This window comes from Paenibacillus sp. IHBB 10380 (genome assembly GCF_000949425.1).
Lineage (GTDB): Bacteria > Bacillota > Bacilli > Paenibacillales > Paenibacillaceae > Paenibacillus_AQ.
In genome coordinates this window covers 2,290,235-2,314,700 of record NZ_CP010976.1, presented here as the reverse complement: position 1 = coordinate 2,314,700, position 24,466 = coordinate 2,290,235, and the positions used below count along the sequence as shown (strand labels likewise).

Genomic DNA, 24,466 nt, shown 5'->3' with positions numbered 1-24,466 from the left:
AATTTAATACGACATTTTATGTCGTACCAATTGTTCTATAATTCAGAAGTAACATTTAAATTGCTGAAATGAGGAACATATTCATGGCGAAGACAAAACGAGGGCATGTGCTCTGGAGCTTACCATCACGAGGCCGCGGCACATGCCCGATCTGCCAGAGCACGCGAATTAAGCTGCTCTATCCAAGAACAAAAACCGATGGGACAGCTGTTAAGGTATGTAAACGCTGCGACAAGGCACCACAAGCTAAAGTAGATGCCATCGATGAAGTGAAATAGTACTCAAGGGTGCCAATTGTCCTCATGCATTATGCATTTAGGTGCAACTAGGCACCCTTGTTTCATTATAGTAATATATTGTGTAATCGAAGATACCAACATGAAGGGGAGAATGTTTTCTTGAGCCATATGCATCGCATTCAATGGTTTGATCAACAAATCAGGGCGGGAAGTTATCCGAACAGCAATCATTTGGCAGAGCATTTCGAAATATCGAAGCGGCAAGCGCAGCGGGACATTGAATATCTGGCGGCATCCCTTCGTGCTCCAGTGCAATATATAGCAAAACAACGTGGATACTGCTATGAAGATGACAGCTTCATATTACCCCTCTTATACATAACGGAAGAAGAAAACCGGGTGCTGAAATATTTAGCATATCGTTATAGCCATTACAATTATGAAAATGCAGATACGATCCGGAGGATAGGCAGTCTGCTGGATCGTTTTACGGATAACCAAGAGCTGAATATTGAAGCTTATCTGCCCGTATTTGAAGTAGATACCCGCCGAATACAGTATATTGAACTGCTGGATCATGCCATCAGAGCCCACCTCATCGTACGTATTATCTATCAAGAGCAAGCGGGGGTACAGCAAGAGATGCATATTTGTCCTGCTAAGCTGACTCGTCATTACGATGACGATCATGTCATTGCCCACATCGAAGGACAGGGACGTCTTCAAACCTTTCGGCTGTCTGATATTCTTCGCTTGAATCTGACAGAGCGGCAGTTTGAAGCAGACATTGAAGATGAACGGAGACAACAAGGGAGAACGCAACAGATCAAGCCTTTCAAGGCACAAATTCGACTGGCCGTGCCACCACAAGACTCTATATGGTATGGTTACAAGGTTTGTTCTTCAACTGAAGACATATATGAGGTAGAGTTCTATGACTCAGATGGGTTTCTTGGGCATCTGCTCACCTCCGAGTGGCGCCAGATTATAGCCCCCAAGTGGCTTAGAGAGAAAATACGCAGCAGATGCAGAGGGATGCTGGAGTTGCTAAATGAACAGGGGGACTCTAATGATACTTAAGGACATACATATGAGGCGGGAATCCAAATCTTTTACAGATGCTATGTATGCCATTTTGACAGCGGCTAATCGGTTTGATGGACCTAAATATATGCTTTCAGGACTTAGTGGTATGGCATTCAAATTTTCAGTACATCAGAAGCTCCTTCCTATGTCGGTCACAGCATATGGGCAGTGGGGCATTGAGCATAAGCCAGCAATCGATAATTTAGGAATATATACAGTCTTTGATGCTGGGAGAACAAGACATAGCTCGTTTGAAATCTATCAAAAGGATGCGGTTCAATGGATGAGGCAAAGTTTAGAACTTGGTGTGGGCGGAGTATACTGGATTCCTGAATTTGGGGTCATTCATGGTTATGACGATGACGACCGTGTCTTTTATGTGCAGGACGGCTGGTCCGAAGAAAGTCGAATAGTGTTATATGATAATTTCGGAATAAATATGACACCTTTTTGGTACTGTCAGATATTTGGAGACAAGGTGAACATCGGCATGCAGGATGCTGTACTGGAATCACTCAGACTTGCATTATATGACTGGGAAACAATGTATAAAACATTACCCGATCGATGTATTGCTTCAGGGAGGCATGCGTATAGCTTTCTTATACGAGCTTTTGAGCAAGGAGACTTTGACCGCTCGGGAGCTGTATATATTGTAGATTCGTACCTTTCATCACGGTCTGAAATTAAAGAGTATATGCAGGAAGTTAAGAACATTTTACCTGGATTAGATGAAGTTTACAGTATGTATACGGAGCTTGTGAGCATTGTGGAAGAGGAGCTTGCTGTTTCACTGCCATCAATTCACGGTAAAAGACAGCTTGCTGAACATCGGCTTCTGTCTTTATGCACTACGTTTGAAAAGGCGCTGGTGTTGGAAGAAAGGGCGATGGGACTGAGTAGAATCATATCAGAGCGTTATCCTGATCGAAAACGATCCATTCTGCCAAGATGGGGAGCTCATTCTGCCAGATAACAGGGACTGGTGGCATGAGAATTATGAACTAAATATGACTGGCAGTTGCATGATTAAATGCTAAGCGACTGGTAAAAGAAAGGAAAGAAGGAATGAAGCAGGTCATTGTACATCCACTCCGATTAAACATGGAATCCTATTCATTTACGGATGCCATGTATGGCATTTTGTCGGAGAAAGGCTGGTTTTCTTTACCGAAGTATATGTTATCCGGGATGACAGCCGCATGCTTTCGTTTTTCCGTACATCGAAAGCTACATAGAGATTCAACCACAGCTTACAATTGGATGGCTGAGCATCTTGTTGCTGCTGATCTTGTTGGGATTACGGCTTCACAGTGTGCTGGGTTTAATTTTGCACCAACGTTTCCCCTCTATCAGCGACATGCCGTCTTGGATATTAAAAGTTCTATTGATCGTAGCACGGGCGCTGTCCTATGGAAAGATCAATTCGTTATTGTTAATGGATACAATGACAACGAGGAAGTTTTTTACTATACGGATGGTCATGCAGTAGCTTATCAGGAGTTACCCTTCTGTGAATTGGGACGAAACGATTCGCCTTATTGGTACTACCAAGTTTACGAGGATCAATTAGAAATAGATGTGCTGCAGGTGATTAAGGAATCTTTTATTCAGGCGGTCTTCAAATGGGAGACTCATGATCTGATGCTTCCGGAGTCCGAATATGCCTGCGGGTTGAAGGCATATGACGCAATCGTGGAGGCGTTGCGCGCCGGTGACTACGACGCCGCGGGGGCGCATACAACATTTAATGTTTATGCCGCAGTAAAAAAGGATGCGGCAAGGTATACAGAGGAAGCCCGGACTTATTGGCCGGCCTTGGATATAGTAGCAGTACATTATACGCTACTGGCTACGATCTTCGATGAGATTTTAAAGCGATTAGATGTATTTGAGATGAGTACGCTTCCCCATGCTCAATTGCAGATAAACAAACTAATTGAATTATTCCAAGACGCAAAAATAGCTGAGACTTCTGCGATTCAGTCCATCCAAACGTTGCTACAAGAACCGATCGCTAACCGCTTTCACGATATTGGGCTACGTTAAGGGGATGCTATTGCGGATATAGCTGGATCCATACTGTTTCCGAATCCGCTATATGCTACTAAAGAACACCCTTCCACGTAATATTCTTCAGACTCTACTATTGTTTTTAAATCTAAGTGCATCAAGATAAAAATGAGCCAATCTTGGAACTCAGTAGAGTCCTGATTTTTTTCCTCCATTCGTTAGTATTCCTCTTCGATAATTCTCGTCAGAAGCTCTATATTCGTTATTCCAAGTTTTTTAGCAGCTTCTGATAATTCCTTTTGATATAAGCTGAAACATCATGGATATCAGCACACTTAATTAGCTTTTTTTAGACCCAAAATCATCTCTAGAGAGTTGATAACTATATATCATCATATTATAGGTGACAACAAATGACTGCTGTAAAGATATTGTTACAAAAACCATTATATTCCTAACAAAAAACATAAATATAGCAGGATATCGATGGATAAATGAAGAATAATGTCATTATCAAGTAAATCTGGTTAAAAAAATGAACTTTTAGAAGACTATATACAACTGAGGTGAATAATGAAGAGATCTATTCTTTTATTTCTGTTAAGTCTGTTCTTGCTTATCGTATTTCCGAGCGAAGGGAAAGCTTCAGCGGTTCAGTCGAAGATCATTCTAGATGGTAAGGAAATAAGTATGCCAGCTAATGTCCAAGTTACAATCGTTAATAAGAATGTTATGATTCCGATTCGTGTCGTTGTTGAGAATCTGAAGTTTAAGGTAGAGTGGGATCAAAAGTCACAAGGCGTCAAGATCCAACAAGATTCGAAGATTATATCTCTAACTGTTAACCAACAAGAAGCGATTGTTGCTGGGAAACAAGTCTTATTGAATGTTGCGCCTCAAGTTCAGAACGAAACTGTGGTAGTTCCGATTCGTTTCATTAGTGAACAAATGGGACTTATTGTGAGCTGGGATAACGTGGATAAGACTGTTTACCTAACGAGCAGTAACAAGGAGTCTATTCAAGATGGACAAGTAGGTACAGAATCACCTACTACAGAAGATACATCTAAACCTGGTGGAAATCCAGTTGTCGGTGCAGACGAGAGTGCGAAATCATTAAAGCATGTTAATGGAATGAATTTTGCAAATAACCAGCTCGTCGTATCTTTGGATGGAGAAGTTACACCTACCATTTCTACATTAAAGAATCCCGATCGTATTGTGTTGGACCTACCGAATACGAATTTTGCTGATTCCTTTGGATCATCGCAACCCTTGGATACGGGATTGAAAGGTAAATTGGATGTTAGTGGGTATTCCAATGTGTCAGAAGTGAGATATTCATTGTTTACTCGTGATCCTTACCAGGTCCGAATTGTCATTGCTCTAAATAATGCAAATGCGTTTCAATTAAATCACGATTTGGATTCTAATTTGGTTGTTATTAATTTAAACGATACAGAAGACAGTGCTATTTCTGTTCCAACGGTTGCCAATTCAGGACTTAAGGTTGTCGTTATCGATCCAGGTCATGGTGGAAGCGATCCAGGGACATTAAGTATCACGAATAAACATGAGAAGGACTTTAACTTGTCGTTATCTCTGAAAGTACAAACACTTCTACTTAAGGAGCCCAATATAGAGGTAGTGATGACCCGTGATAGTGACGTATACCCTACCCGTTCTGAACGGGTGCAGTTGGCTAATCAGTTAAATGCTGATGTGTTTGTATCTATACATGGTAACAGTGTTCTTGAATCTCCCCAATCAAATGGTACAGAAACTTATTATTACCAACGAAGTAGTAGCAAAGATCTAGCAAATGTTATTCATAAGTATTTAGTTAAAGCTATAGGTTTCAGTGACCGTGGTGTTAAAAATGGTAGTCTACAAGTGATTAGAGAGACTAAAATGCCAGCTGTACTTTTGGAAGTTGGATTCTTGAGTAATAGCGCGGAAGAAAAACTTATGTTATCAGATGACGTACAGAATAAAGCGGCTCAAGCTATAGTAGATGGAATTAAAGAATATATGGGTGTTAAGTAAAGGGAATTTCTTGGAGGATGTGATATGTTGAATAAGAAGGTAGGATGTACACTTATAGTATCCCTCTTGATGCTTATTGGGGTAGGGTGTGGACAGAATCCACTGAGTGATGCGGGTACCCCAACGGTTCTGAGTTCGAATAATCAAGATGTTTCAGCGACGGTAGGCAAAGAAGAGGATAAGGAGCAAAGTCAAAAAATTCAGGTGTATTTTACAGATCCACAAGCAATGGAACTTGAAAAAACCGAGCAAGATATTCAATTCGCGAATAACACTGAGAAGTATCAGGAAGCATTTAAAGCTTTGCAAAAAGATAGTAATCCTGAACTCATTTCCTTGTGGAGTAAGATGGAATTGAAAACCATATCATTCAGTGAAGGAATGATAACGTTGGATATTCATATGCCGGATGAAGCAAGATTGGGAGCAGGTGGGGAACAATTCGCATTAGAAGCATTGAAGAACACGTTGTTTCAATTTGATGAAGTGAAGAGCATAGAACTGCTCGTAGATGGTGAAGTTGTTGAGAGTTTAATGGGACATGCTGAGCTAGAACATCCGATTCTTCGAGATTAGATAATAGAATAATTTTGTAATGAGAATCTACTACAAGCGTTCATTTCCGACAATCTGGTCATACCCTGTCAAATAAACAGATGAAAAAGGCTATGTAGCCAGCGCGTGCCGGTACTCAATCGGTGCGCGCTGTTTGAGTTTAGCCTGAAACCATTACGGATTGTGGGAAATGAATAACCAAAAGGCGATTTGATCCGCTTTACAATTGTATCCTTAAATCTTATCGTCAATGAGATTAGGTCGATGTCTGGATAGTTATGAATATCTTCATAATATTCTTTCATGTAACTGTTCCATTTATTGTGTACTTGGTCAACATTCTGAATACCCAACATAGGGAGCGAGGTTAATCCGGGTATGCTAAGCACAAGGGTGAGTTCGCCGCGCCTGTACTCGCGGCCTAACACTTCTTTAAGCGTTTAGACAGTCTTAATCAATTCTGTCTACACAAGATCGCGAAATATAAGATTCCTACTCGTTTGGAAATCGTTGAAACCCTTCCTAGAACATCCGTGGGGAAATTGAACAAGGCGGAAATAAGAAAAAATTTTGGCTTGGAAGAACCCGTATGATTAACTAATTACATTTATAGCTCTAATAGCCGCTAATTATATTTATCAATAACATTGAGTTTCATTTCATACTCATCATTAAGATGAGCAAAAACACAAGTTAAACTATCCAATAGCCAAAAACCTTCTTTTTAGCCCGTTACCCTTTCCTTTCTCGCATTGTGATAACGCTGTTATCGATCTTTGCATTATCGCTATATGGAGGAATAGAGATTAGCGGAGTAAATAAGGAACGAACGGCTTCATATTTCATGGTATCGATTGGTGGCTATATTGTGCTGATTGGGCTATTTTGGAACTTGTTTTTCAACAAAAGAATGTCATCATTCCACTTGTAAACATAACGGTTATAAAATATAAATCAGCCCCGTGCAATTGCAAGGGGCTGATTTAGTCAATGTCATTAGCAGCATTAATTAGTTACGCTCGCCATAACATGCCAACTTCCTGTACCTGATAGAACATATGTGTAAACACCAGCTGGTTGGCCAGTTGCTAGTATAATCTCTGGTGTTGACCCTGTGCCTGGATAGATCCATTCTTGAGGATTCAGTGTTATTTGTTTAGTACTGATCAGCTTATTTCCGTGATAAAGTTTAATTGTTAAATCATCGCGATACTTACCCGTGTTGACGATAACGCCTGAACCGAACTTGATTGTGCCACTAGAGAGCGTAAAATTCGGGCTAGAAAAGTTGAACGCAGCAAACGCTGTTGTTGTAAACCCTAAAACAATAGCAAGCATTATACAGAGAGAAGATACCGTTTTTTTCATCCTTACACCTCCTTTCTTACAAAGAAGATTAGGAACTTGTGTCAGGGAGTATCTGTAAAACAGATTATAGTAGAAGATAATATAAAAGTAAATGGAGAAAAATTATGGATTTAAAAATAAGCGTTAAGTGTTCGATCTACCGAAGCAACGCATAGTCGTGACCGAGCATCGCATTCATAAGAAGTGCTGCCCGAATTGTCAAACCCTGCAACAGGCTTCATTCCTAGCCGGAGTAAAAGCACCTACTCAATATGGAGCAGGTTTTGACTCATGGGCCACCTACTTTTAAATATGTATCAATGATTCCGCTTGAGCGAATCTCACAAATCTTTCATGATCTTACCGGTTATCGACCTAGTGAAGTTACTTTACTCACTTCAATGAAGCGAATGTTCGAAGTACTAGAACCGTTTGAAGATGTCATTCGCAATCAGTTACTAAAAGCCCTGTTATATATGCCGATGAAACAGACCTGCCAGTAGATGGGAAGGTCACTGGCTACACGTCATGTCTAATTCAGATTGGACATGACTCGGTGTTCATGAAACCCGTGGAAAGCAAAGCGATCAAGGAACTGAACTTCTTACCTAGCTTCACAAATACGCTGGTGCAGGATTGCTACGCCACGTACTTTAAACAGATCTACAACTTTGTAATGCATTATGTAAAGGCCCATAAGCAATGGAAGCGCGCTATGATGACATTCTGATTGAAGGTCAGCAAGAATGGGCTTCTGTAGAACATACCGAAAGCGTGCGTTCCGCGGGAAGAAAGAGAACAGATCTACAAGCACGACGGCGATTTCAGCTTCATAAAGAAGCCATTCTACGTTTTATTCAAGATACCAACCTTCCCCTTGATAACAATCAAGCCGAGTATGATATTGGCATGGTAAAAATTAAAATAAAAGTATCAGGCTCCTATCGAATGAATACTAACGCAGAGCAATTTGCTCGTATCCACAGTGTCATCTGTTCCGCAAACAAAATCTACTGATTCTCTCTTCACTCACTTCTGCTGAGGCCAATGCAGCTTCTATGAGTACCTAAGTAGTAACCATTAATGTAGCTATATCATTATAAAGTATAAAATACGTCTAACATCGTATTTGAAAGCATGCGAGGATGTGCTAGATTCGGAGATTCATGAAAATATATTCAGTAAACGAGTGTTGATTCCATGTTGACTCGAAGTCCTTCTGAATACATCATCCAGAGCACTCGGCTCAAATGGCGATGTACTCAGAAAACCTGTCCGATAGAGTTTCTCGTCTCTTACTCCTCGCCAGTGACAACAGGGTTGTCAGGGTTAGAAATCCAATCACTCCAGCTGTCAGATTTTTTAGGAATACCTTCCTCCCTGTCCAAGGGCATCTTCACTTTCTGTTTAAAAACAGTTGATGAAAAAACAGGCTTTAATTAAGTGTTAAATGATCGGATAGTTGAAAAATAAGCTAGAATTATTTGGAGTTTTATTGAATCTACTTTTTTTTTGCTCATTTTTACATACCGCTATCAGTATATATATCTTGCTTTCCGATATAGTGTTAGGAAGTATTTAACAATAAACTAACGCTGAAAGTAATTTAATTTGGAAGGATGAACCTGGAGGAACTGTCTGCACAATATTTGGATGCAGCCCATAAGCTGACGGTGGCGGACAATCAGGTAGCGAATGGTATTCTGCCATGGCCAAAGGTTAATAAAGCACCGAAGTCAACAGTCAGCACACCAGCAAAAGAGAATTCAGAGGCGAAGGAAGAGGGCAAGGCTCCGGCTACACCGAAAAAACCAGTAGAAGAGCAGCCTAAATCAACGCCATCCAACAGCTCTGCTGAGGAGAAGAGAAAGGCGATTGTGGATTTTTCTAAACAATTTTTGGGGAAAATTCCGTATTGTATGGATACTAAAATTAAAACAATGATAATTGATCCTAATAGTCCACCACCTTACATGGATTGTTCTGATTTTACATCTTCTGTTTATTTAATAATATTAAACAAACATATCGGCGGTACGACGAGAGATCAAATTTATCGCGGCACAAAAGTTGATCATCACAGTTTAAGGGCTAGTGGGAATTATAATAACTTGAAGTTAGTTGATTTGATTTTATTCAACTGGAAAAAGAATACCAAAACACCAACTCATGTAGGGATATATATTGGGGACGGCAAGTTTATTCATGAGCATGGCAATGCACAAACTCCTGAAGAAATGCGGAGAGATAATAAGCCTTCTCACAATGTGACAATAGATAAATTAAATGAAAATTGGGGGACATCTTACGGCTATATTTATACGAACGTTATGGGAGTCAGACGAATTATCCAGGAGGATGGTTCAATCAAAAATAATTAATACGACTTTCTACTCTGGAGATTTAAAAGAGTCAACCCATTGATGTGGAAGTTAGGAAAGTGGTGAAGTCATGCATTTTATAAAAAAAGTTTGTATCTTTATTATTATAATCTTGTTATCTTCTATCGATTTTTCTCAAAAACAAATTAGCTATGCATATCCTACAAAGGCTTTAAAAAAGGATCAAGTTGGTCAAGTCTCATTTGATATGGCTAAACAATATATAAACACTGAACATAACAGCAGAAAAATGAACTGGCTTCTGAACGGTGAAAGAGGAGGAGGGCCGGATGATGAAGAGTTTTTAACCAATCTGGACGATCCCACAGGAAAAACGTATATACGTATGAATGATTTGATAGACACGATGCAAACGAAACAAGAAAGAGTCAAAAACCGTGGCTCCTATATTAGTGTCGGGAGAATGACAAATGATGGCAGTAGAATAGCGGTAATCAGATGGAGACTTAATTCGCAACAAAGTAAGGTAGAGGTATACAATTTGAACGAAGGTAAAAAGGAGTTTCAATTTGACCTTACTCATAGCAGTTATCTTGTCGTTTCCTCTGATCTAAGTAAATATATATACGAATCGAAGAAGAAAGTGTACGTATATAATGCACCAACTAAACAGACATCGCCAATCAATATGGGTCGTTTTAAAATAAGCGCGAACAGCATTTACCCAGGACGAGGAATTTTTTCGCCCGATAACACAAAATTTTGTTTTTTGGACGATCTGAAGGGGATTGTTATGCTCGATGTGCTCCATAATAGCGGGGCTAAACGTCTGCTTACCGGTCAAGATGTTACGTCTATTTTAAAGTGGGATCAGCCGAACCAGCTTGTTTATACGATTTCTAAAAATAAGGATACGTTCTTGGATGATATCTATTCTCTAGATATAGCAACCGGAACAAAGAAACGGCTAGGCCAAGTTAGCGATTCATTTGTATTATCTCCTGATCTGAACAAGATAGTGCTGGCAGATCGAGATATGGTGAAGGTATTTCTGATAGATATCCATAGTGGAAAAAAAGAGGATATTTCCCGTACGGTCAATAACCCTGGAAGCTGGGTGGAACCAATACAGTGGATTAACACGAATCTTGACTACATGAAGTACAGCAACAAGGTAAAGGTACAATCCATTGCTGTTTCTTCAACGCGTTCTGATCAAGGGAAGTATCTATTTGATGCCAACCATATGGTGGATGAGAATTACTAGACTCTTTGGTCTTCAAAAGCAAAAAGAGTAATGGAAAGGGAGAAAGTATCACTCAATTTTTGGGAAGCCCCCAAGAAGAAAGAAGATTAAATATCATTGAAGGATTCTTGAATCCCAATAGCACATATAAAGGAGACAGCGATATCTAAAAAGTGAGACTTGAATTTTCAGACGGTCATGTTATAGACATGCCTAATGTAGAACGTTTTAAATTTGATGAATCGATTTCCGCCGAAAGATGGAAGTAAGGGAACTATACCTGCGAAGCCGCCTGTGGAGGAAGAAGAAACAGTTAATGCGCAAAGCACAAAAGCTGGCAGAAGGACTTCGAAGCAAACTGCGTGAAATGGCGACGATGCCTAAATGGGCACAGGAACAGATGCAGAAGCAAACCATCCGTTGGATGGAAGGCAATGCGAGCGGGAATATCAAGCAAATGAAAGCGGCGGAAGAAGCAGGCAAAGCCGTTCGTGATAAAGTCCCCTGATCCATACGATTGCCAAGACATCTAAGGCAGATGCCGACAAGCTAAGTGATCTGACTGCAAAGTGGTACGCGGCTCATTGACAAATCATTAGATAAATATATGAATGATGCAAGTTTAAGGAAATTTACCATTGTTAATGGTACCGGAACTGTGCATGGTAAATCCTATAATCTTCAACAGGAATTCGATCTGACAAATGAACATTTTAAGTGAAAATGGGGATATGGATTAAATGAGAACATTACATGTTTTACTACTGTTACTGTTGTGTATTACATTGAATGGAGGTACTAACTTTCAATCAAAATCGGAAAAAAATTCGAACTTTCAAACAAAACTTGAAAAAAGTTCAAACTTCCAATCGAAACCGGATATAGGTTCGTCCCGTATTAACGAGTCGGCCTCAAGCGGTTCCTATCAACGTGAATTGGAACAATTGAAAAACAAACTAAGTAACAGTATAAATAAAGATTTAAAGGAAGAGATAAGACAAAGCAATCTGGATCAGTTTACATCGGGGCTAGTTGCTCTAATGAACATGCAGGAAAGTGTAAAAATAAAGGATAGTGAATTTAGTAATAAGTTTGATCAAGAAGTTTTTTCATTTACTAAAGCGGTAGTACTTGAAGAGAAAAAATTTAATATCAGAGTGGTTAATTTTCAGGCGCCTCTGGGTCTAAAGGGTACGATAGAAGATAAATATACAATTATTCAGTGGTGGAATGATGAGCATCATGTACGTGCCCAATTAGTTATGAATGAAGGTGCAGAGATGGTTAGAGATTTTGTGATTCGTACTAATAAAGATAAGATAGAGCTTTTATTAGGAGGCTACGTTTCTTTGTATTCACCTAAGCCTGTATTTGTTTCGGCGTGGGAGTTGGACAATCAGAAATGGACTGAGAAGAAACATAGTTTCACTAACACAATTGGTTCTACTGATTTTTGGAACCTGAGTATTTATGATAATACACTAATTGTAGAAAACCAGCAGTATATAGAAATGCGTATAGAGATCTCAGAGGATACGAATGGATTTGTAATTACAAGTGATAAGGATGCAAGTCTAACTGTTCAATTTTCTGGAAAAGGTGTTGAGATACGGCAAGCATTAAAATCATTTAATGTTGATGGGGCAGAACAGCAAAAAATAGACAACAATGAATACGCCATAGACAACAACCAATCCTTTACCACCAACCTGAAAGGATGGGGAGAAGTAAAGTTTGTATCCGCTACAAGTAATACTCATGGGCTAAATCAGGCGAATTTTTTTCTATTGGATGGCGAAGATACTATTTTATATACGTTCCCTGAATTTAATGGCAATAACAGAGGGATGTTGAAGGCAGTGAAGGGAGTATCTTTCAAGGATATGAATCAGGATGGATACACTGACATTGCGATCATTGGTGAGTACATTACAGGGAGCGGCCCCGAGGGTGAAGTTCCATTTCCCGTAGCAGGTATTTATTTTCAGCAACCAGACCATAGCTTCATCACACGGCCCGAACTGGATGAGGAGATCAACGGGAAAGGGCACAATCGGACGCTTTATGATGTAATTCAATACGTAAGTAAACAACGGGTAAACGTACACTAACTGATAAGGGAGAGTCATAACTATGGGATATCCAATTGTCTATTTCGACGGTACCGCCCTCCCGCTTCAAAATCCTAAGATTAAGGTGATGAGAAGATAAACGAGCATGTAAAGGTATATCTGACAGGTGTGCTAACAGGCTCCCAGACGGAAAAATATACGGAATATTTGGATGAAGGAATAGGAAAAATGGTAGATGCCCCTATGATTTTTAGAATACCTGTATTTAAAAATATGTCATCCACTGCTTCGCCCATGCCCTCACATCCAAAATCTGGGTGAAATACATTTTCTACGAAAGAGGGGGAAATATGATTTACAGAAAAAATTGTATGATGATCATTGGCTGTATCGCTATACTGTTCATTTCAGGATGTAACCCGCATACAGAATTACATACAAAAACTACTGCTAGTAGCAACACATCAGTATCTACATCCAATTCTCAGATTGTTAACAGCGGTCAAACTGCGAAAGAAGTAAGTCAAGATGCTTTGGACGAAGCTAACAAATTAAAGCAGTTTATAGAACAAACTCGACCGCCTGATATGAAACAGCAGAAAGTAATTAAAGAAGACGTTGATGGAGATGGAAATGCAGAATACATTATCGCCTTTGGAGACAAACCGGACGAATTTCAACAAATAAATGTGATAGGTAATAAAGGGGGGGAATTTAGTACGATTGGAGAGTTAAAGGATCCAATTGTAACAGCACACATTAATACGGAGATGAAGATTATGAGTTTAGACCAGACATTGCGTAAATTTATCGTTGTCTATTCTTATGGAGAAATGTATGGTGCCGAAGGGTTTGTAATATATGAACTACAACATAATCAGATAGAAATTATTAATTATGATTATCCTGGAGCTACGGGGAGAGGAATCAGAGAGTTAGAAGATATTAATGAAGATGGTATTTTTGAAACTGTAAGTTATTATGATGTTCAAGATACTCAAAAGCATAGAGTAATGCTCTACCAGAAATATGATGGAACAGGGCCTGAACAATCTGAGTTATTATATCAAGAAGATCCTAAGGAATTTATATATCCGAGTGATCCAAAGGCTGTGATTCAAAATTATCTGGAAGATATACATTTAATGAAGAGATTTGAATTCCACATACAAGAGGTAGATTTATTCACTGATTCGGTAGTAACAGTAGTAAGCAAAACTTATGATATTGAAGATATGTTTAACTTTTCCTTAATGGATTACGGCGGATTGGAATTAAACATCTCTGAGGTTGCTAACCAAGGTCAACAGAAAACATTCTTGGTTCAGGACGGATCAGAGATGACGGAAGACGGTGAGGAAAAAAAGAACTAACGTTCATTCTGGAAAAAAAATCAGGCAAATGGAAAATTAAAGATATAAAAAACAATGGACAGAGCAAAGAATCTGTTCAGAGTAATAATGCGGTTTCCCTTAAACCAAAGGCGCTTCAGGAAGATGATTTTACAATCTCATATCGTTCCGAGCAGTTCACTAAAAGTACCAATATTAAAGATCTTATTGCCATGTGGGGATATGGTGAAGGATACGAAGCGAGCAATAATGGATTCATCAGTGGAAATGGCGAGTTTAGACGATGGAACTTGTCTTATCCAGGATATGAAGAGCCAGAGATTCGATTCGTAGTTTTGTCTAAAATTGAACTTGAGGGCGAAGATCTGGTAGATGGAGAGAGTTATCTGGTAGCCGCCAGTATCGAATCTCCCAAAATAACGACCAGAAGAGGACTCAAAATAGGTGATACGCTTGAAGAGACGCTACAAATTTATGGGCAGCCAGATAGTGTTACCAATGGACTTTTGACCTATTCCAAAAATGGACTTCACTTATGTATTAGCTGGGATACTTCAACCAGAAAAATAGATAACATTTTCATCGAATATAATATGGGAAAGTCTATCAAAGAACAACCTTATGTTAATTTTTTGGAAGAGGATGGTCAGATAGATCTTAATATGGAACCGTATATTATTCAAAAGAAACAGTCTTTTAATGCTTCTCTAGCGGGGTGGAAGAACGTCAGATTTGTGTCTACTTTAAAGAATGAGAAAAATCACAGTTTCATACAAGCTCAATTTTTTTTGACAGGGAACGGAAAGGAAGACTACGAGAACAAAGTTGTATACAATTTCCCTGAATTTTATGGTAATACAGGTAGAATGATTGATAAGGTTAAGGCTGTAGCATTTAAGGATTTGAACCAAGATGGACGAACGGATATTGTGATCATTGCGGATTATGTTACGGGAGTCAATAAAAACGGGGTAGAAACTCGTCCTGTGGCAGGTGCTTATTTTCAGACAAAAGACAACAAGTTTATTACGCTACCTGAACTGGATAAAGAAATAAATCAAGCAGAACATAACCGCACACTTAATAATGTCATTCAATACGTAAGCAAACAACGGATAAACGTAAACTAGCCAATGAAAGGAGCAGGAACATGGGATATCCAATCATTAATTAAAACGGGGTAATGATGATGAAGTGGTGATCCGACTGCTGGATGAACATGGGATTGAACTGCGGAGCAAAAAAGATATCCGGGTTAAGGCAGACGGGAATTTAATTCTGAATGGAAATGGAAGATAAGCAAAGGCGAGTACCCCTTCATTTATGTTGCTAGCCCCAGAAAGACAAACGATAGTAAATAAAAAAGAAAAGAAAAAGCGATTGTACGGTCATACCTTGTATTTCTGTCTTGAGATATCTCAGGCACACGGTATGAGCCCTACATCGCCATATGATCAACTAAAAAAGCCTGCGCCCAACGCGGGCTTTCCTCATTCACTCTTTCCCAGTAGCCACCGGATTTCCCTCATAACTAATCCAATCGCTCCAGCTTCCCATTATGGCGAAAAGTGATTACAAACACATTGCCACAACTTGCAGATGAATGGGTCTTAGCGCAAAGTCTTGACCCCATCAGCGCCCAATACGTCTCAGAGAGAGCCCTCCTTTGGGCATCGTTAGCCACATTCACTTCAAACAACATGGGACTTTGTTCAGTGTAGTACCCCAAGATGTGGTCAGAAAACAAAACCAAGCACACAGCAGTACTGCACGTCACGTCTAACCGTACACCAGTAATTCTAAACCTTGGTTATACACAGCACTAGGACAAGGAAGTATACACATAAACGCGGATTACAGAACATCACGACTAAACAAGCGACGTAAGACTAAAGCAAAAGCAAACCATTCCGAGCGCCTGTACACAAGTTTCGGTAACTTCCGGTAACAGTCTGGTAAACATGGCTACATAGCTCAAGTCCGTCTACGACGGGTTCCCGTAAACACGGTGAAAAAGTAAAAATATAAATATATATATGAGAATTTTTATTCATTCCTATGTACCCAAACAATTCTTTTAAAGGGATATCCCGTACATTGTTACCGGCTTCCAAACCACTGAGAATTGGCCTTCAGAACAGGGGAACTCCTCTCCCTGTAGTGAATGGGGTCGGCGACTACACGGAACTTGGACTTTCTGGTCGCAGGGCTTCCTCAATACATTGTCGTTGCATGCTACCGGCTCACTCAAACAAAATATCTTGTAAGAAGCGGAAAAAGAGGGTAATATATTTTTATTGACTATATAATTGATTTATAGTCATTAAAAGGAGGGGGATTATGCCTAAGATTGTCACCGAACATGAAAAAGAAATGGTGAGAGAAGCGATGTATACAAAAGGGATTGAACTGATTCGCAAAAAAGGCGTAAAGCGGGTTACTGTGGAGGATATCACCAATGCGACAAATATCGGTAAAGGTTCCTTTTACTCGTACTACAATTCCAAAGAAGAACTCCTCTATACGATTATCAAAAAGAGCGAGAATAGAATGTTTGAGAAAGTAGAGTCCGTTTTGTCCGAAAAAATAAAATTGAAAGAAAGACTTATAAAGGCATTGAAGGAAATCTATCTGGCAGCGGACAGTATTGTTCTCTACGTTTCTCCATCGGATATAGAGTATCTGCTTCGTAAGCTTCCAGATGAGGCGGCAGACTGGGAAGCATTAAAATCTAACGACTATTTTAGCAGGACGCTGTCGCTTTGCGGCATTGACGAATCGGGATGCGAGATTGATGTGCTTGCATATCTAATGAATGCGCTCCATTTTATGGGTTCGACAGATATGCCTTTTGGTGAGCGGGGAAGAGAGAAGGCTTTGGATATACTCGTTCATTCCATTGCCGATTACATGGCGGGGGGAGCCAAGCAATGAGAGAATTCCTAAAGATATACAAACTGTCGTATGGGATTGGCCATTGTTCTGTTGAGCGGAACCGTGGTCATATCAGTTATCGGAGGTACCTATGAGCGTTTTATTAATAGTTTTAGGTGGATTGCTTATATTAATGGTTTGCTTGGTTTTGTTTGTCCAGTACAAGAAAAAGAAGAAGGCAAATCAAATTCGGATTAGCCCCATGAGTAAAGGCATTGATTGCAGAGAATTCGTAACCATCGGGGGCATTTCGCAATATTTGCATCATCGGGGCGAGGACATTGACAATCCTGTGATGCTGTTTTTGCATGGCGGCCCGGGAGAGCCTATACTGCCGTTTGCCCAAGAGTTTCAGATCCCTTGGGAGAAACGTGTCACGGTCGTACATTGGGATCAAAGAAACAGCGGCAAAACCTATTTCAATAATGATCCGAAACAAGTTGCGCCAACAACCACGGTTGACCGTATCGTACAGGATACTTATGAAATTGTGGAATATTTGAAAAATAAGTATCACAAAGAGAAGATTATCATTTTGGGACATTCATGGGGCTCGGTGCTAGGCAGCCTGTTCAGTAAAAAATATCCGGAGCTTGTGCAGGCTTATATCGGCGTAGGGCAGGTTGTCAATATGATTGACAATGAACGCGTCGGCTATGAAAAAGTACTGGAATCGGCGAAAGAAGCGGGAAACGACAACGATTATCAAGCTCTTCTTCGTTTGAAACCTTACCCTCCGCTCGCATTCGATGACGAAATGATCAGGAAACTTACGAAGGCTCGAAAATTTCAAAGAAAATATAAGTTATCGGCCGGTCCTACAATAGAGCTTATCATCAATGCTTTATGTTCACCGTTTTATACTCTCAAGGATATGAGCTATTTTTTCATCTCCGGAGCATTTGGCGACGGACAGCGTCATATTTGGAAATATTTAATGGAATCGTTCGATCTGTCGTCTATGGGTGCTACATTTGAAATACCTGTCTTTTATATACATGGCGAGCGGGACTGGCAAACACCCTATCCACTGGCACAGGAATTCTTTTCAACAATACAAGCGCCGCTCAAGCTGTTTTACTCCATTCCGGATGCGGGTCATATTGCCATGCTTGACCGGAAGGAGAAATTCAACGAGGCGTTATTTGATATTTTGGAGCGAACGAATGTTATGGCGACGGCCAAGTGAGTCTCTGCATGGGGCTCCGTTAATACAGGTGGATGCGCTTATTGTCGTGGTCAAAATCCATGCAATTTTACTAAATGGGGGAATATAACTTTGGTATATACGCTCAATTGAAGAGCGAAATAGGCAACCATCTGCATGGAGGGGGTTGCTTGAACCTGTCTCATCAAAGGGCATGCGTGATTTTCAACTATTTAATTGTTAACAATATCGAGGACTCTTCCGGCATTTTTATCGGAACCAACCAAGCGGTCGGCTGGTCTTGTTACAGCAAGAGCAATCAGGGCTTTGATTGGGGCGTGAAAATTTAAGGACGGAGATTAAGTAGGGTGTCTATTCGGGATGAATGTGTGCTGGTTGTCGGCTTAATTTTCGACCCTGATATTACAAAAGTAAAAGTAAGGCTATACGATGGCTCTCCGAAAGAGTGAAGTGCACCCCATATAATTTCATCGGCTAAACCCCGAGGGGGATCCAATGTCTATTCTAAGGGGTGCGCACTTCACCGGATACCCGCATACACCTTCGCACAGCAGTATGTCCAGTCGCTGATTGATAAGAACCGAGTTTCGTCTGTATTTATCGATATTGGCTGGAGTTTATACTATTATAATTGACATCGATCCAATAGCTCACTTCCACAGTTTCAAAATACAAATTCAGTGATTCTTGGTCGTACGGACCAGGGGCCGTTATTTTAAATACACCATTGCTGTCGAGCGAGACATTAACTTCCTCAATATGCTTAGGTGTTTTTCCACCAGACTGTACCCTGATTGTCATCTGCTTGCCAGCAAAAGGCTGGAATTTCCCCTCAATCGTAAGCGAATGGTCAGCGTGGAATTCCGCTACCAGCATGTAATCTTCCAGTTTGTCCGGCTTCACATATACTTCCTTCTTTGGCAGTCGTGGTAGTGTCTCTCCCGGGCTTAGACCGATTGGTCTTCCACGTAACTCGGTCACTTGGGGCTGCAAATACTTCAACAACTCGGCTGCATCGGCCCGCGTGATTACATTCTCCCCTTTGAAACCCTCAAGGGACCGTTCCGTTACGCCCCTTACATAGTCCGTTGTGATCATGTACCATACCGCATTGGTACCTATATAATTGAAACCATCCGCTGCCACTATAATCTCTGCTGCCTTCTGCCGTGTTATTGATACATTCCTTGCGGCAGGATTCTTCAGTCCGTCCAGAGGAAAGTTACGGTCGGCAGCGATCTTATAGGCACCATCAGCCCAATGTTTTTTCTTAGCTGGGGCATAGCCCTCATAGTTGACTTTGTACATCCTTAGTAGCATTGTCCAGAAATCCGCTTCACTTACGGTCGCATCTGGCTTGAACGTACCATTGGCGTAGCCTTGCATAATGCCTGAGTGCAGGGCCCACTCAATGGCAGATTGGGATTTATGCCCCGTGATGTCCGTCAATATGACAGGATCAACGGATAGGTACGATTTGATTTTTAGTTTAGCTAGTACCTTGACCGTTACTTGTTCTTTGATGCTGCCAGACGCTATCGTGACAACGTAGTCGCCAGCTTTTAGCCCCTTTATAATCCCGGTCGAAGAAACACTTAATCCAATTGGACGGCTGCTAGTATATTTCACCTCAGAAGTGATCGGCATGGTGGAACCATCGTTATACATGGCAATCGCCTGAATAGGCTGTTGAGCGCCTTCGTTGATGACAATCTCTGGATACTTTGCCGACAGACTAGACAATTTATTTCCTTGGCCCGTTGTAAATGACCAGACTTTGCTCCGCTTCTCGGACGAACCTTCTACCTGGTAATCGAGGGATACGGTATAGGTATGGTAGCCCTTCAGCACCGACTTGGTATACAAGAATAACGTGTCGTTTCGCTTTACTTCCTCAAAGTACGGGACAATCGCGCCGCTCTCGTCAGTAATGACAGCCTCATGCCATGTGAGATTTTTATCCGTGGTAGCCGATATAATGTACCCCGAGAATTTGACGTCAAATTGATCCAGTGGATTCGGGATTTCCATGCCATAGAATCCAACTCCGGTGTTCTTCATTCCATCATAAGGGTACAATGCGATACCATTATTGATCGAAGACAAAGGAGAAGTCGCGGCAAGATCGACGACGGCAGTACCGTCTACGAGCCCAATGCCAATCTCGTCATACATGGGACTAAGGATGAGTTGGCGGTGATAAGCAGTATTGAGCCAGCTGTTCATGGCATCAATGCTCGATTTTTTTACGAAGCTCATAACTTCACCAGTGCGGTAATTGCCCGTGCCGATCTGCCAACCAGATGCCTTTAGTCGGTCAATGACCGATATGCCCATGAATCCGAGCATACCTTGTTTTTCTTTGTGGGCGTCCAGACTTGGTTGAATATTATTGATGTTATAGTATGTAGCATGCAGTTCGGCGGCCGTCGTAATGTTGGCGTTCAGTCTTAATGGCTGAAGTCCAACCTTGGTGCGAATCTCATTCAGGTAAGCTAACGCATCCAACTGATCTTGTGTATACCCGGATGATCTGTCAGCTGCGCTTACCGTTGACGAGCACGCGCTCATGCCCACAACGAGCATAGCCGTCAGAGTGATAGAACAAGCCAGATGCAGGATTCGGTGGAAGAATGATAATTGAGAGTGTCTTGAAGTAGAATGATTCATATGTATATTGATCCCCTTTCGATGCAGATAGAGTTATTGCTAGAGCTTTATTCGACATTTTTCAATGTTTTCCCTGCAAATAGAAAAGAAAATATAACAAAATTTGCGAAGGTGTTCCACCTGTTGAAAATGTATTGATTTATTTTCAGTTAGATAACATCTAGATTAGTCACCTCTCGAATTTAAATTATAACAAAATCAATATTTAGTTATAAGAAAAAGCTATTTGCTACTGTCTCTTTATAATGGTACGTTTTTAATACACAGTAAATTTATGTGTTTTATCAAAATGATTGGAGGAGGGAACTGAATGCTGCTTTCAAAAATACTCCCGAATATTGCTCGTATGTATCCAACAAATAATGCAATGAAGTATAAGAACGAGATCCTAACCTATGAGCAACTTTTACATCAAGTGAACAGTGTTGCTCGTGGTTTGTATGATCTTTACATAAAACCTGGTGAACGTATTGTTCTACTGGGCAACCCATCACCATACCTTGCTATTGCGGAATGCGCTGTGATTGCTATAGGTGCAATTCCAGCTGCAATATTTCCCGGTTTAGCACCTTTAGAAATTAATCAAATACTTCAAGATGCTGCTCCCGTTGCTGTAATTCATGACCTCGATCATTTGAATATATCAGAAGTCATCTCTTTACTGAATATAAAGTATTCCATTTCTTGTAAGTCACGTCTTGCTCCCAATTCCATAGAGGACTTTATTATTAATTCTCCTTCCCTAACTCAATGGTATGAGGCAGATCCTGACGATATTGCGCTTATTATTTATACGGGAGGTACGACTGGACGGTCCAAGGGCGTGATGCATTCGCATCGCAATATCAACAGTTGGGCTGCCATGAACCCAGAGAGGGGTGGGGGACACAATCCCTCTAAAAAATCACTTGTTTTTAATCAAGCACATTTGACGGGTCAATTCACACTGTGGTCTACACTATTTGAAGGAGGTTGCCTCATCTACCCGGATTCCTATCCACTGCAAGCTGAGGAGGTTGTTGAAATCATTGAGCGTGAGCAAATTAAGTTTTTAGGTACTGTAGGACTTTTATTTAGAGATATTGTCAATTTGAAAGATATAAAATCCAGACGATTACAATCAATAGAAGGGATCTCTTGTGGCGGGGCTCCTATCAGTGAGGAAACATTTCACAAGGCACTAGATATTTTTCCAAATGCACAATTAACTGAAGTATATTCACAAACGGAAAGTGGAAATTTCATCAGCTTTTTATCAATAAATCAATGCTACGATCAAGGAAAGTTAAATCGCCTAATATCCGTTGGTAATCCGGCAAATATGTCATTATGGGGACAAAAGGCATTTAACTTACGTATCATTGATGAGTCTGGGAATGATGTAACACAGGGTGACAAAGGCGAAATTATTTGTCAAGGCGATCAAATGATGCTCGGCTACTGGAATAATTCTGAGGAGACAAACAAAACCCTTCGAAATGGCTGGCTGTATACTGGGGATATAGGTAGATTTGATCAAGATGGTTTTTTGTACCTTGTGGATAGAAAGAAAGATATGATCATTGTGGGCGGTTCAAACGTGTATTGTTCAGAGGTGGAGGGAGTACTAGGCAAACATCCTTCTATCCTTGAGATTGCAGTAATAGGAACGCCATTATCTGATGAGGGTGAAGAAGTAACTGCTGTGGTAACTCTCAAATTAGACTCGTATCTTACTTTAGGAGCGCTGAAGAAATTCTGTTTCAATAAGATCGCCCCATTTAAGATTCCTACACGTTTGGAAGTTGTAGACTACTTACCCAGAACTTCCGTAGGAAAACTGAACAAGGTGAAAATCAGGAAACAATATTGCCAATGATGAGTATACAAAGGGTGCACTAAACCTTTGTACACACAAAAGAGTGATTGGAACGCACGTTTATATCATGCGGATAGTTGTGGGAGAATAAACGTCTTATCCCCACGAACCCTCGTGTCCGAAGAATGCCAATCTCGAAAAGTGGACGCTGGGACAATAAGGGCTCATAACTGTGCTTTATATTCCAACAACGCGGGATAGAATAAGAATGACTATCTTTTACTTCAGAATATATTTGGATAGGAATGTATCGTAATAGGAGTAGATAACTCCGTTATCACCATAATAATAATTGGTTCTGGCATTGTTATCTTCGGACTGAGACAAATTAACTTGATAGACCATGTTCAAATCTGAATCCTTGAATATTTTAATATTCTTACTATCCTGAATCAGAATTTCTTTGCCGGATGGCGAAAGCTGAACAGTCTTATAATCGAGTTTGTTTGTTTTGGTTACCCCCATTTTTTTAAGTTGACCCGTTTTATCATAAAATATAATATGGTTACCTGTTCCGATGATGATTTTACTGTTGGATCTACGTTCAGGGCAAACATCTTTTCTGCTTTCATATTGCGTACGGTGCTAGAAATAAACACTGTTCCATCACTAGTTGCAGCAGGTGTAACCGTATAGTTTTGTGGAGGCTGGTATTTATATAGCAGCTTGAGGGAGTTGTTATAGCCATGTATAGGAACAATGAAATTATCGTTTCCAGTAGAATAACCATCAACAGTGATGATGACCCCGCCCTGTACAGTTTCTAAAAAGCCGTCTAATAGTGTTTGGTATAGTAGTTTGCCAGCCTGATTGTATACATATACCTTTGTTTTGCGATTCCCCTCACCTCCGATAGAATTCATAACCATCAAAATGGTATCGTTATCCTGAAAATATATTCTTGCGTCTGAGAAGTGCCATCGAATGATTTGGACCAGAGTTGTTTGCCTGAAGTATCAACAGCGACTAGGGATCGTGTCCATTTTTTTTGTTTTTTATGCGTTGTGGCTTCAGCCAGAATGTGTTTCCATTTTGGGCTGTGATAATGCTGTAACCTGAACCGAATAAGGACATGGTTGTTGTGTTTAATGAGAAAATCCGCCTACCTGTTGAGTCATATAGTTCATTCCAGAGCCGGTCGTCTCCTGTACTGGTATGTGCGAACATGTACTTTTCTGTTCGGTATACATTATCCATATAGTTATATTCCGGAAATGTATGCGTCCACACAGGATCAGGCAGTATTTCAAATGTTTTAGCAGAAGATACAGGTAATGTAAATGAAACGGAAACACAGATTATAACGAGAAGTTGTAACGAAAGTCTGAACATTTTCATTTTAAGGGTAAGAAATCCAATCACTCCAGCTGTCATCCACTAGAGGAAAGTGTTTTCATTGAGCAGACACTGCAGCACAGAAAGAGAGCCAACTACACGGTATCACCGATCCATCCGGTACACCAACGAGCACCATTGATCAGCTACCACAACCACAAAGCTCCCCGAAGTAGAGGCTAGACCATAGCACATCGCCAAGT

Annotated in this window: 22 protein-coding genes and 1 pseudogene; 18 read left to right on the top strand and 5 right to left on the bottom strand. The window is 40.5% G+C overall.

Annotated elements, in window-relative coordinates; all coding sequences use genetic code 11:
* The first annotated feature begins 83 nt into the window (after positions 1-83).
* The 6 genes from UB51_RS09915 (at position 84) to UB51_RS09885 (ending at position 5,960) form a co-directional block, all read left to right on the top strand.
* Positions 84-278 carry a hypothetical protein gene (locus UB51_RS09915; protein WP_044877162.1) on the top strand — a complete coding sequence of 65 codons (195 nt, stop codon included), beginning with the start codon at positions 84-86 and terminating at the stop codon, positions 276-278.
* 129 nt (positions 279-407) lie between these two features.
* Positions 408-1,319: a helix-turn-helix transcriptional regulator gene (locus tag UB51_RS09910; protein WP_234405649.1), complete on the top strand. Its 912-nt coding sequence runs from the start codon at positions 408-410 to the stop codon at positions 1,317-1,319.
* Entirely contained in the window at positions 1,309-2,301 is a 993-nt protein-coding gene (locus UB51_RS09905; RefSeq protein WP_144406993.1) for a hypothetical protein, read from the top strand. Before UB51_RS09910 ends, UB51_RS09905 begins: the two co-directional genes overlap by 11 nt.
* Positions 2,302-2,393: 92 nt before the next feature.
* Complete coding sequence (locus UB51_RS09900) at positions 2,394-3,374, top strand: hypothetical protein (RefSeq protein ID WP_044877159.1); 981 nt, start codon at positions 2,394-2,396, stop codon at positions 3,372-3,374.
* 537 nt (positions 3,375-3,911) lie between these two features.
* The gene (locus UB51_RS09890; protein ID WP_044877157.1) at positions 3,912-5,384 is read left to right on the top strand and encodes an N-acetylmuramoyl-L-alanine amidase family protein; all 1,473 of its coding nucleotides are present in this window, start codon (positions 3,912-3,914) and stop codon (positions 5,382-5,384) included.
* A 24-nt stretch (positions 5,385-5,408) separates the two neighbouring features.
* The gene (locus UB51_RS09885; RefSeq protein ID WP_052675847.1) at positions 5,409-5,960 is read left to right on the top strand and encodes a GerMN domain-containing protein; all 552 of its coding nucleotides are present in this window, start codon (positions 5,409-5,411) and stop codon (positions 5,958-5,960) included.
* A gap of 984 nt (positions 5,961-6,944) precedes the next feature.
* Here the strand turns inward: UB51_RS09885 and UB51_RS09880 are convergent.
* A complete protein-coding gene (locus tag UB51_RS09880) occupies positions 6,945-7,307 on the bottom strand; it encodes a hypothetical protein (protein ID WP_044877156.1) in 363 nt (120 codons plus the stop codon).
* Positions 7,308-7,570: 263 nt separating this feature from the next.
* Here UB51_RS09880 and UB51_RS27090 point away from each other — a divergent pair, with 263 nt between their 5' ends.
* From UB51_RS27090 to UB51_RS28220, 11 genes and pseudogenes are all read left to right on the top strand, one after another.
* Positions 7,571-7,789 (top strand): IS66 family transposase, encoded by a 219-nt coding sequence (locus UB51_RS27090; protein WP_160297249.1) that lies wholly within the window; start codon positions 7,571-7,573, stop codon positions 7,787-7,789.
* A gap of 199 nt (positions 7,790-7,988) precedes the next feature.
* Positions 7,989-8,303, top strand: coding sequence for an IS66 family transposase (locus UB51_RS09875; RefSeq protein ID WP_052675846.1), 315 nt, complete (start codon positions 7,989-7,991; stop codon positions 8,301-8,303).
* A 602-nt stretch (positions 8,304-8,905) separates the two neighbouring features.
* Positions 8,906-9,667 (top strand): C40 family peptidase, encoded by a 762-nt coding sequence (locus UB51_RS09870; RefSeq protein WP_044877155.1) that lies wholly within the window; start codon positions 8,906-8,908, stop codon positions 9,665-9,667.
* A gap of 70 nt (positions 9,668-9,737) precedes the next feature.
* The gene (locus tag UB51_RS09865; protein ID WP_052675845.1) at positions 9,738-10,895 is read left to right on the top strand and encodes a TolB-like translocation protein; all 1,158 of its coding nucleotides are present in this window, start codon (positions 9,738-9,740) and stop codon (positions 10,893-10,895) included.
* Between the two features lie 295 nt (positions 10,896-11,190).
* A pseudogene (locus UB51_RS09860) lies at positions 11,191-11,376 on the top strand (N-acetylmuramidase domain-containing protein); the annotation flags it as partial.
* A 238-nt stretch (positions 11,377-11,614) separates the two neighbouring features.
* Positions 11,615-12,985 (top strand): hypothetical protein, encoded by a 1,371-nt coding sequence (locus UB51_RS26375; RefSeq protein WP_052675844.1) that lies wholly within the window; start codon positions 11,615-11,617, stop codon positions 12,983-12,985.
* Between the two features lie 311 nt (positions 12,986-13,296).
* Complete coding sequence (locus tag UB51_RS09850; RefSeq protein WP_052675843.1) at positions 13,297-14,319, top strand: hypothetical protein; 1,023 nt, start codon at positions 13,297-13,299, stop codon at positions 14,317-14,319.
* Positions 14,320-14,510: 191 nt separating this feature from the next.
* Entirely contained in the window at positions 14,511-15,428 is a 918-nt protein-coding gene (locus UB51_RS09845; protein WP_052675842.1) for an FG-GAP repeat protein, read from the top strand.
* 1,210 nt (positions 15,429-16,638) lie between these two features.
* Positions 16,639-17,232 carry a TetR/AcrR family transcriptional regulator gene (locus UB51_RS09840; protein ID WP_044877153.1) on the top strand — a complete coding sequence of 198 codons (594 nt, stop codon included), beginning with the start codon at positions 16,639-16,641 and terminating at the stop codon, positions 17,230-17,232.
* 91 nt (positions 17,233-17,323) lie between these two features.
* Positions 17,324-18,421 (top strand): alpha/beta fold hydrolase, encoded by a 1,098-nt coding sequence (locus UB51_RS09835; RefSeq protein ID WP_052675841.1) that lies wholly within the window; start codon positions 17,324-17,326, stop codon positions 18,419-18,421.
* A gap of 149 nt (positions 18,422-18,570) precedes the next feature.
* Positions 18,571-18,729 (top strand): hypothetical protein, encoded by a 159-nt coding sequence (locus UB51_RS28220; protein ID WP_160297248.1) that lies wholly within the window; start codon positions 18,571-18,573, stop codon positions 18,727-18,729.
* Positions 18,730-18,997: 268 nt separating this feature from the next.
* On the opposite strand, the gene UB51_RS09830 is transcribed toward UB51_RS28220, so the two are convergent.
* Complete coding sequence (locus tag UB51_RS09830) at positions 18,998-21,070, bottom strand: S-layer homology domain-containing protein (RefSeq protein ID WP_052675840.1); 2,073 nt, start codon at positions 21,068-21,070, stop codon at positions 18,998-19,000.
* Between the two features lie 310 nt (positions 21,071-21,380).
* Between UB51_RS09830 and UB51_RS09825 the strand changes: the two genes are divergently transcribed.
* Positions 21,381-22,928, top strand: a complete 1,548-nt coding sequence (locus UB51_RS09825) for a class I adenylate-forming enzyme family protein (protein WP_044877152.1) — start codon at positions 21,381-21,383, stop codon at positions 22,926-22,928.
* Between the two features lie 219 nt (positions 22,929-23,147).
* Here UB51_RS09825 and UB51_RS09820 read toward each other — a convergent pair whose 3' ends face one another.
* From UB51_RS09820 to UB51_RS09810, 3 genes are all read right to left on the bottom strand, one after another.
* A complete protein-coding gene (locus UB51_RS09820) occupies positions 23,148-23,393 on the bottom strand; it encodes a hypothetical protein (RefSeq protein ID WP_044877151.1) in 246 nt (81 codons plus the stop codon).
* Positions 23,384-23,800, bottom strand: a complete 417-nt coding sequence (locus UB51_RS09815) for a hypothetical protein (RefSeq protein ID WP_044877150.1) — start codon at positions 23,798-23,800, stop codon at positions 23,384-23,386. Before UB51_RS09815 ends, UB51_RS09820 begins: the two co-directional genes overlap by 10 nt.
* 94 nt (positions 23,801-23,894) lie before the next feature.
* Positions 23,895-24,290: a hypothetical protein gene (locus UB51_RS09810; protein WP_044877149.1), complete on the bottom strand. Its 396-nt coding sequence runs from the start codon at positions 24,288-24,290 to the stop codon at positions 23,895-23,897.
* Positions 24,291-24,466 lie beyond the last annotated feature (176 nt).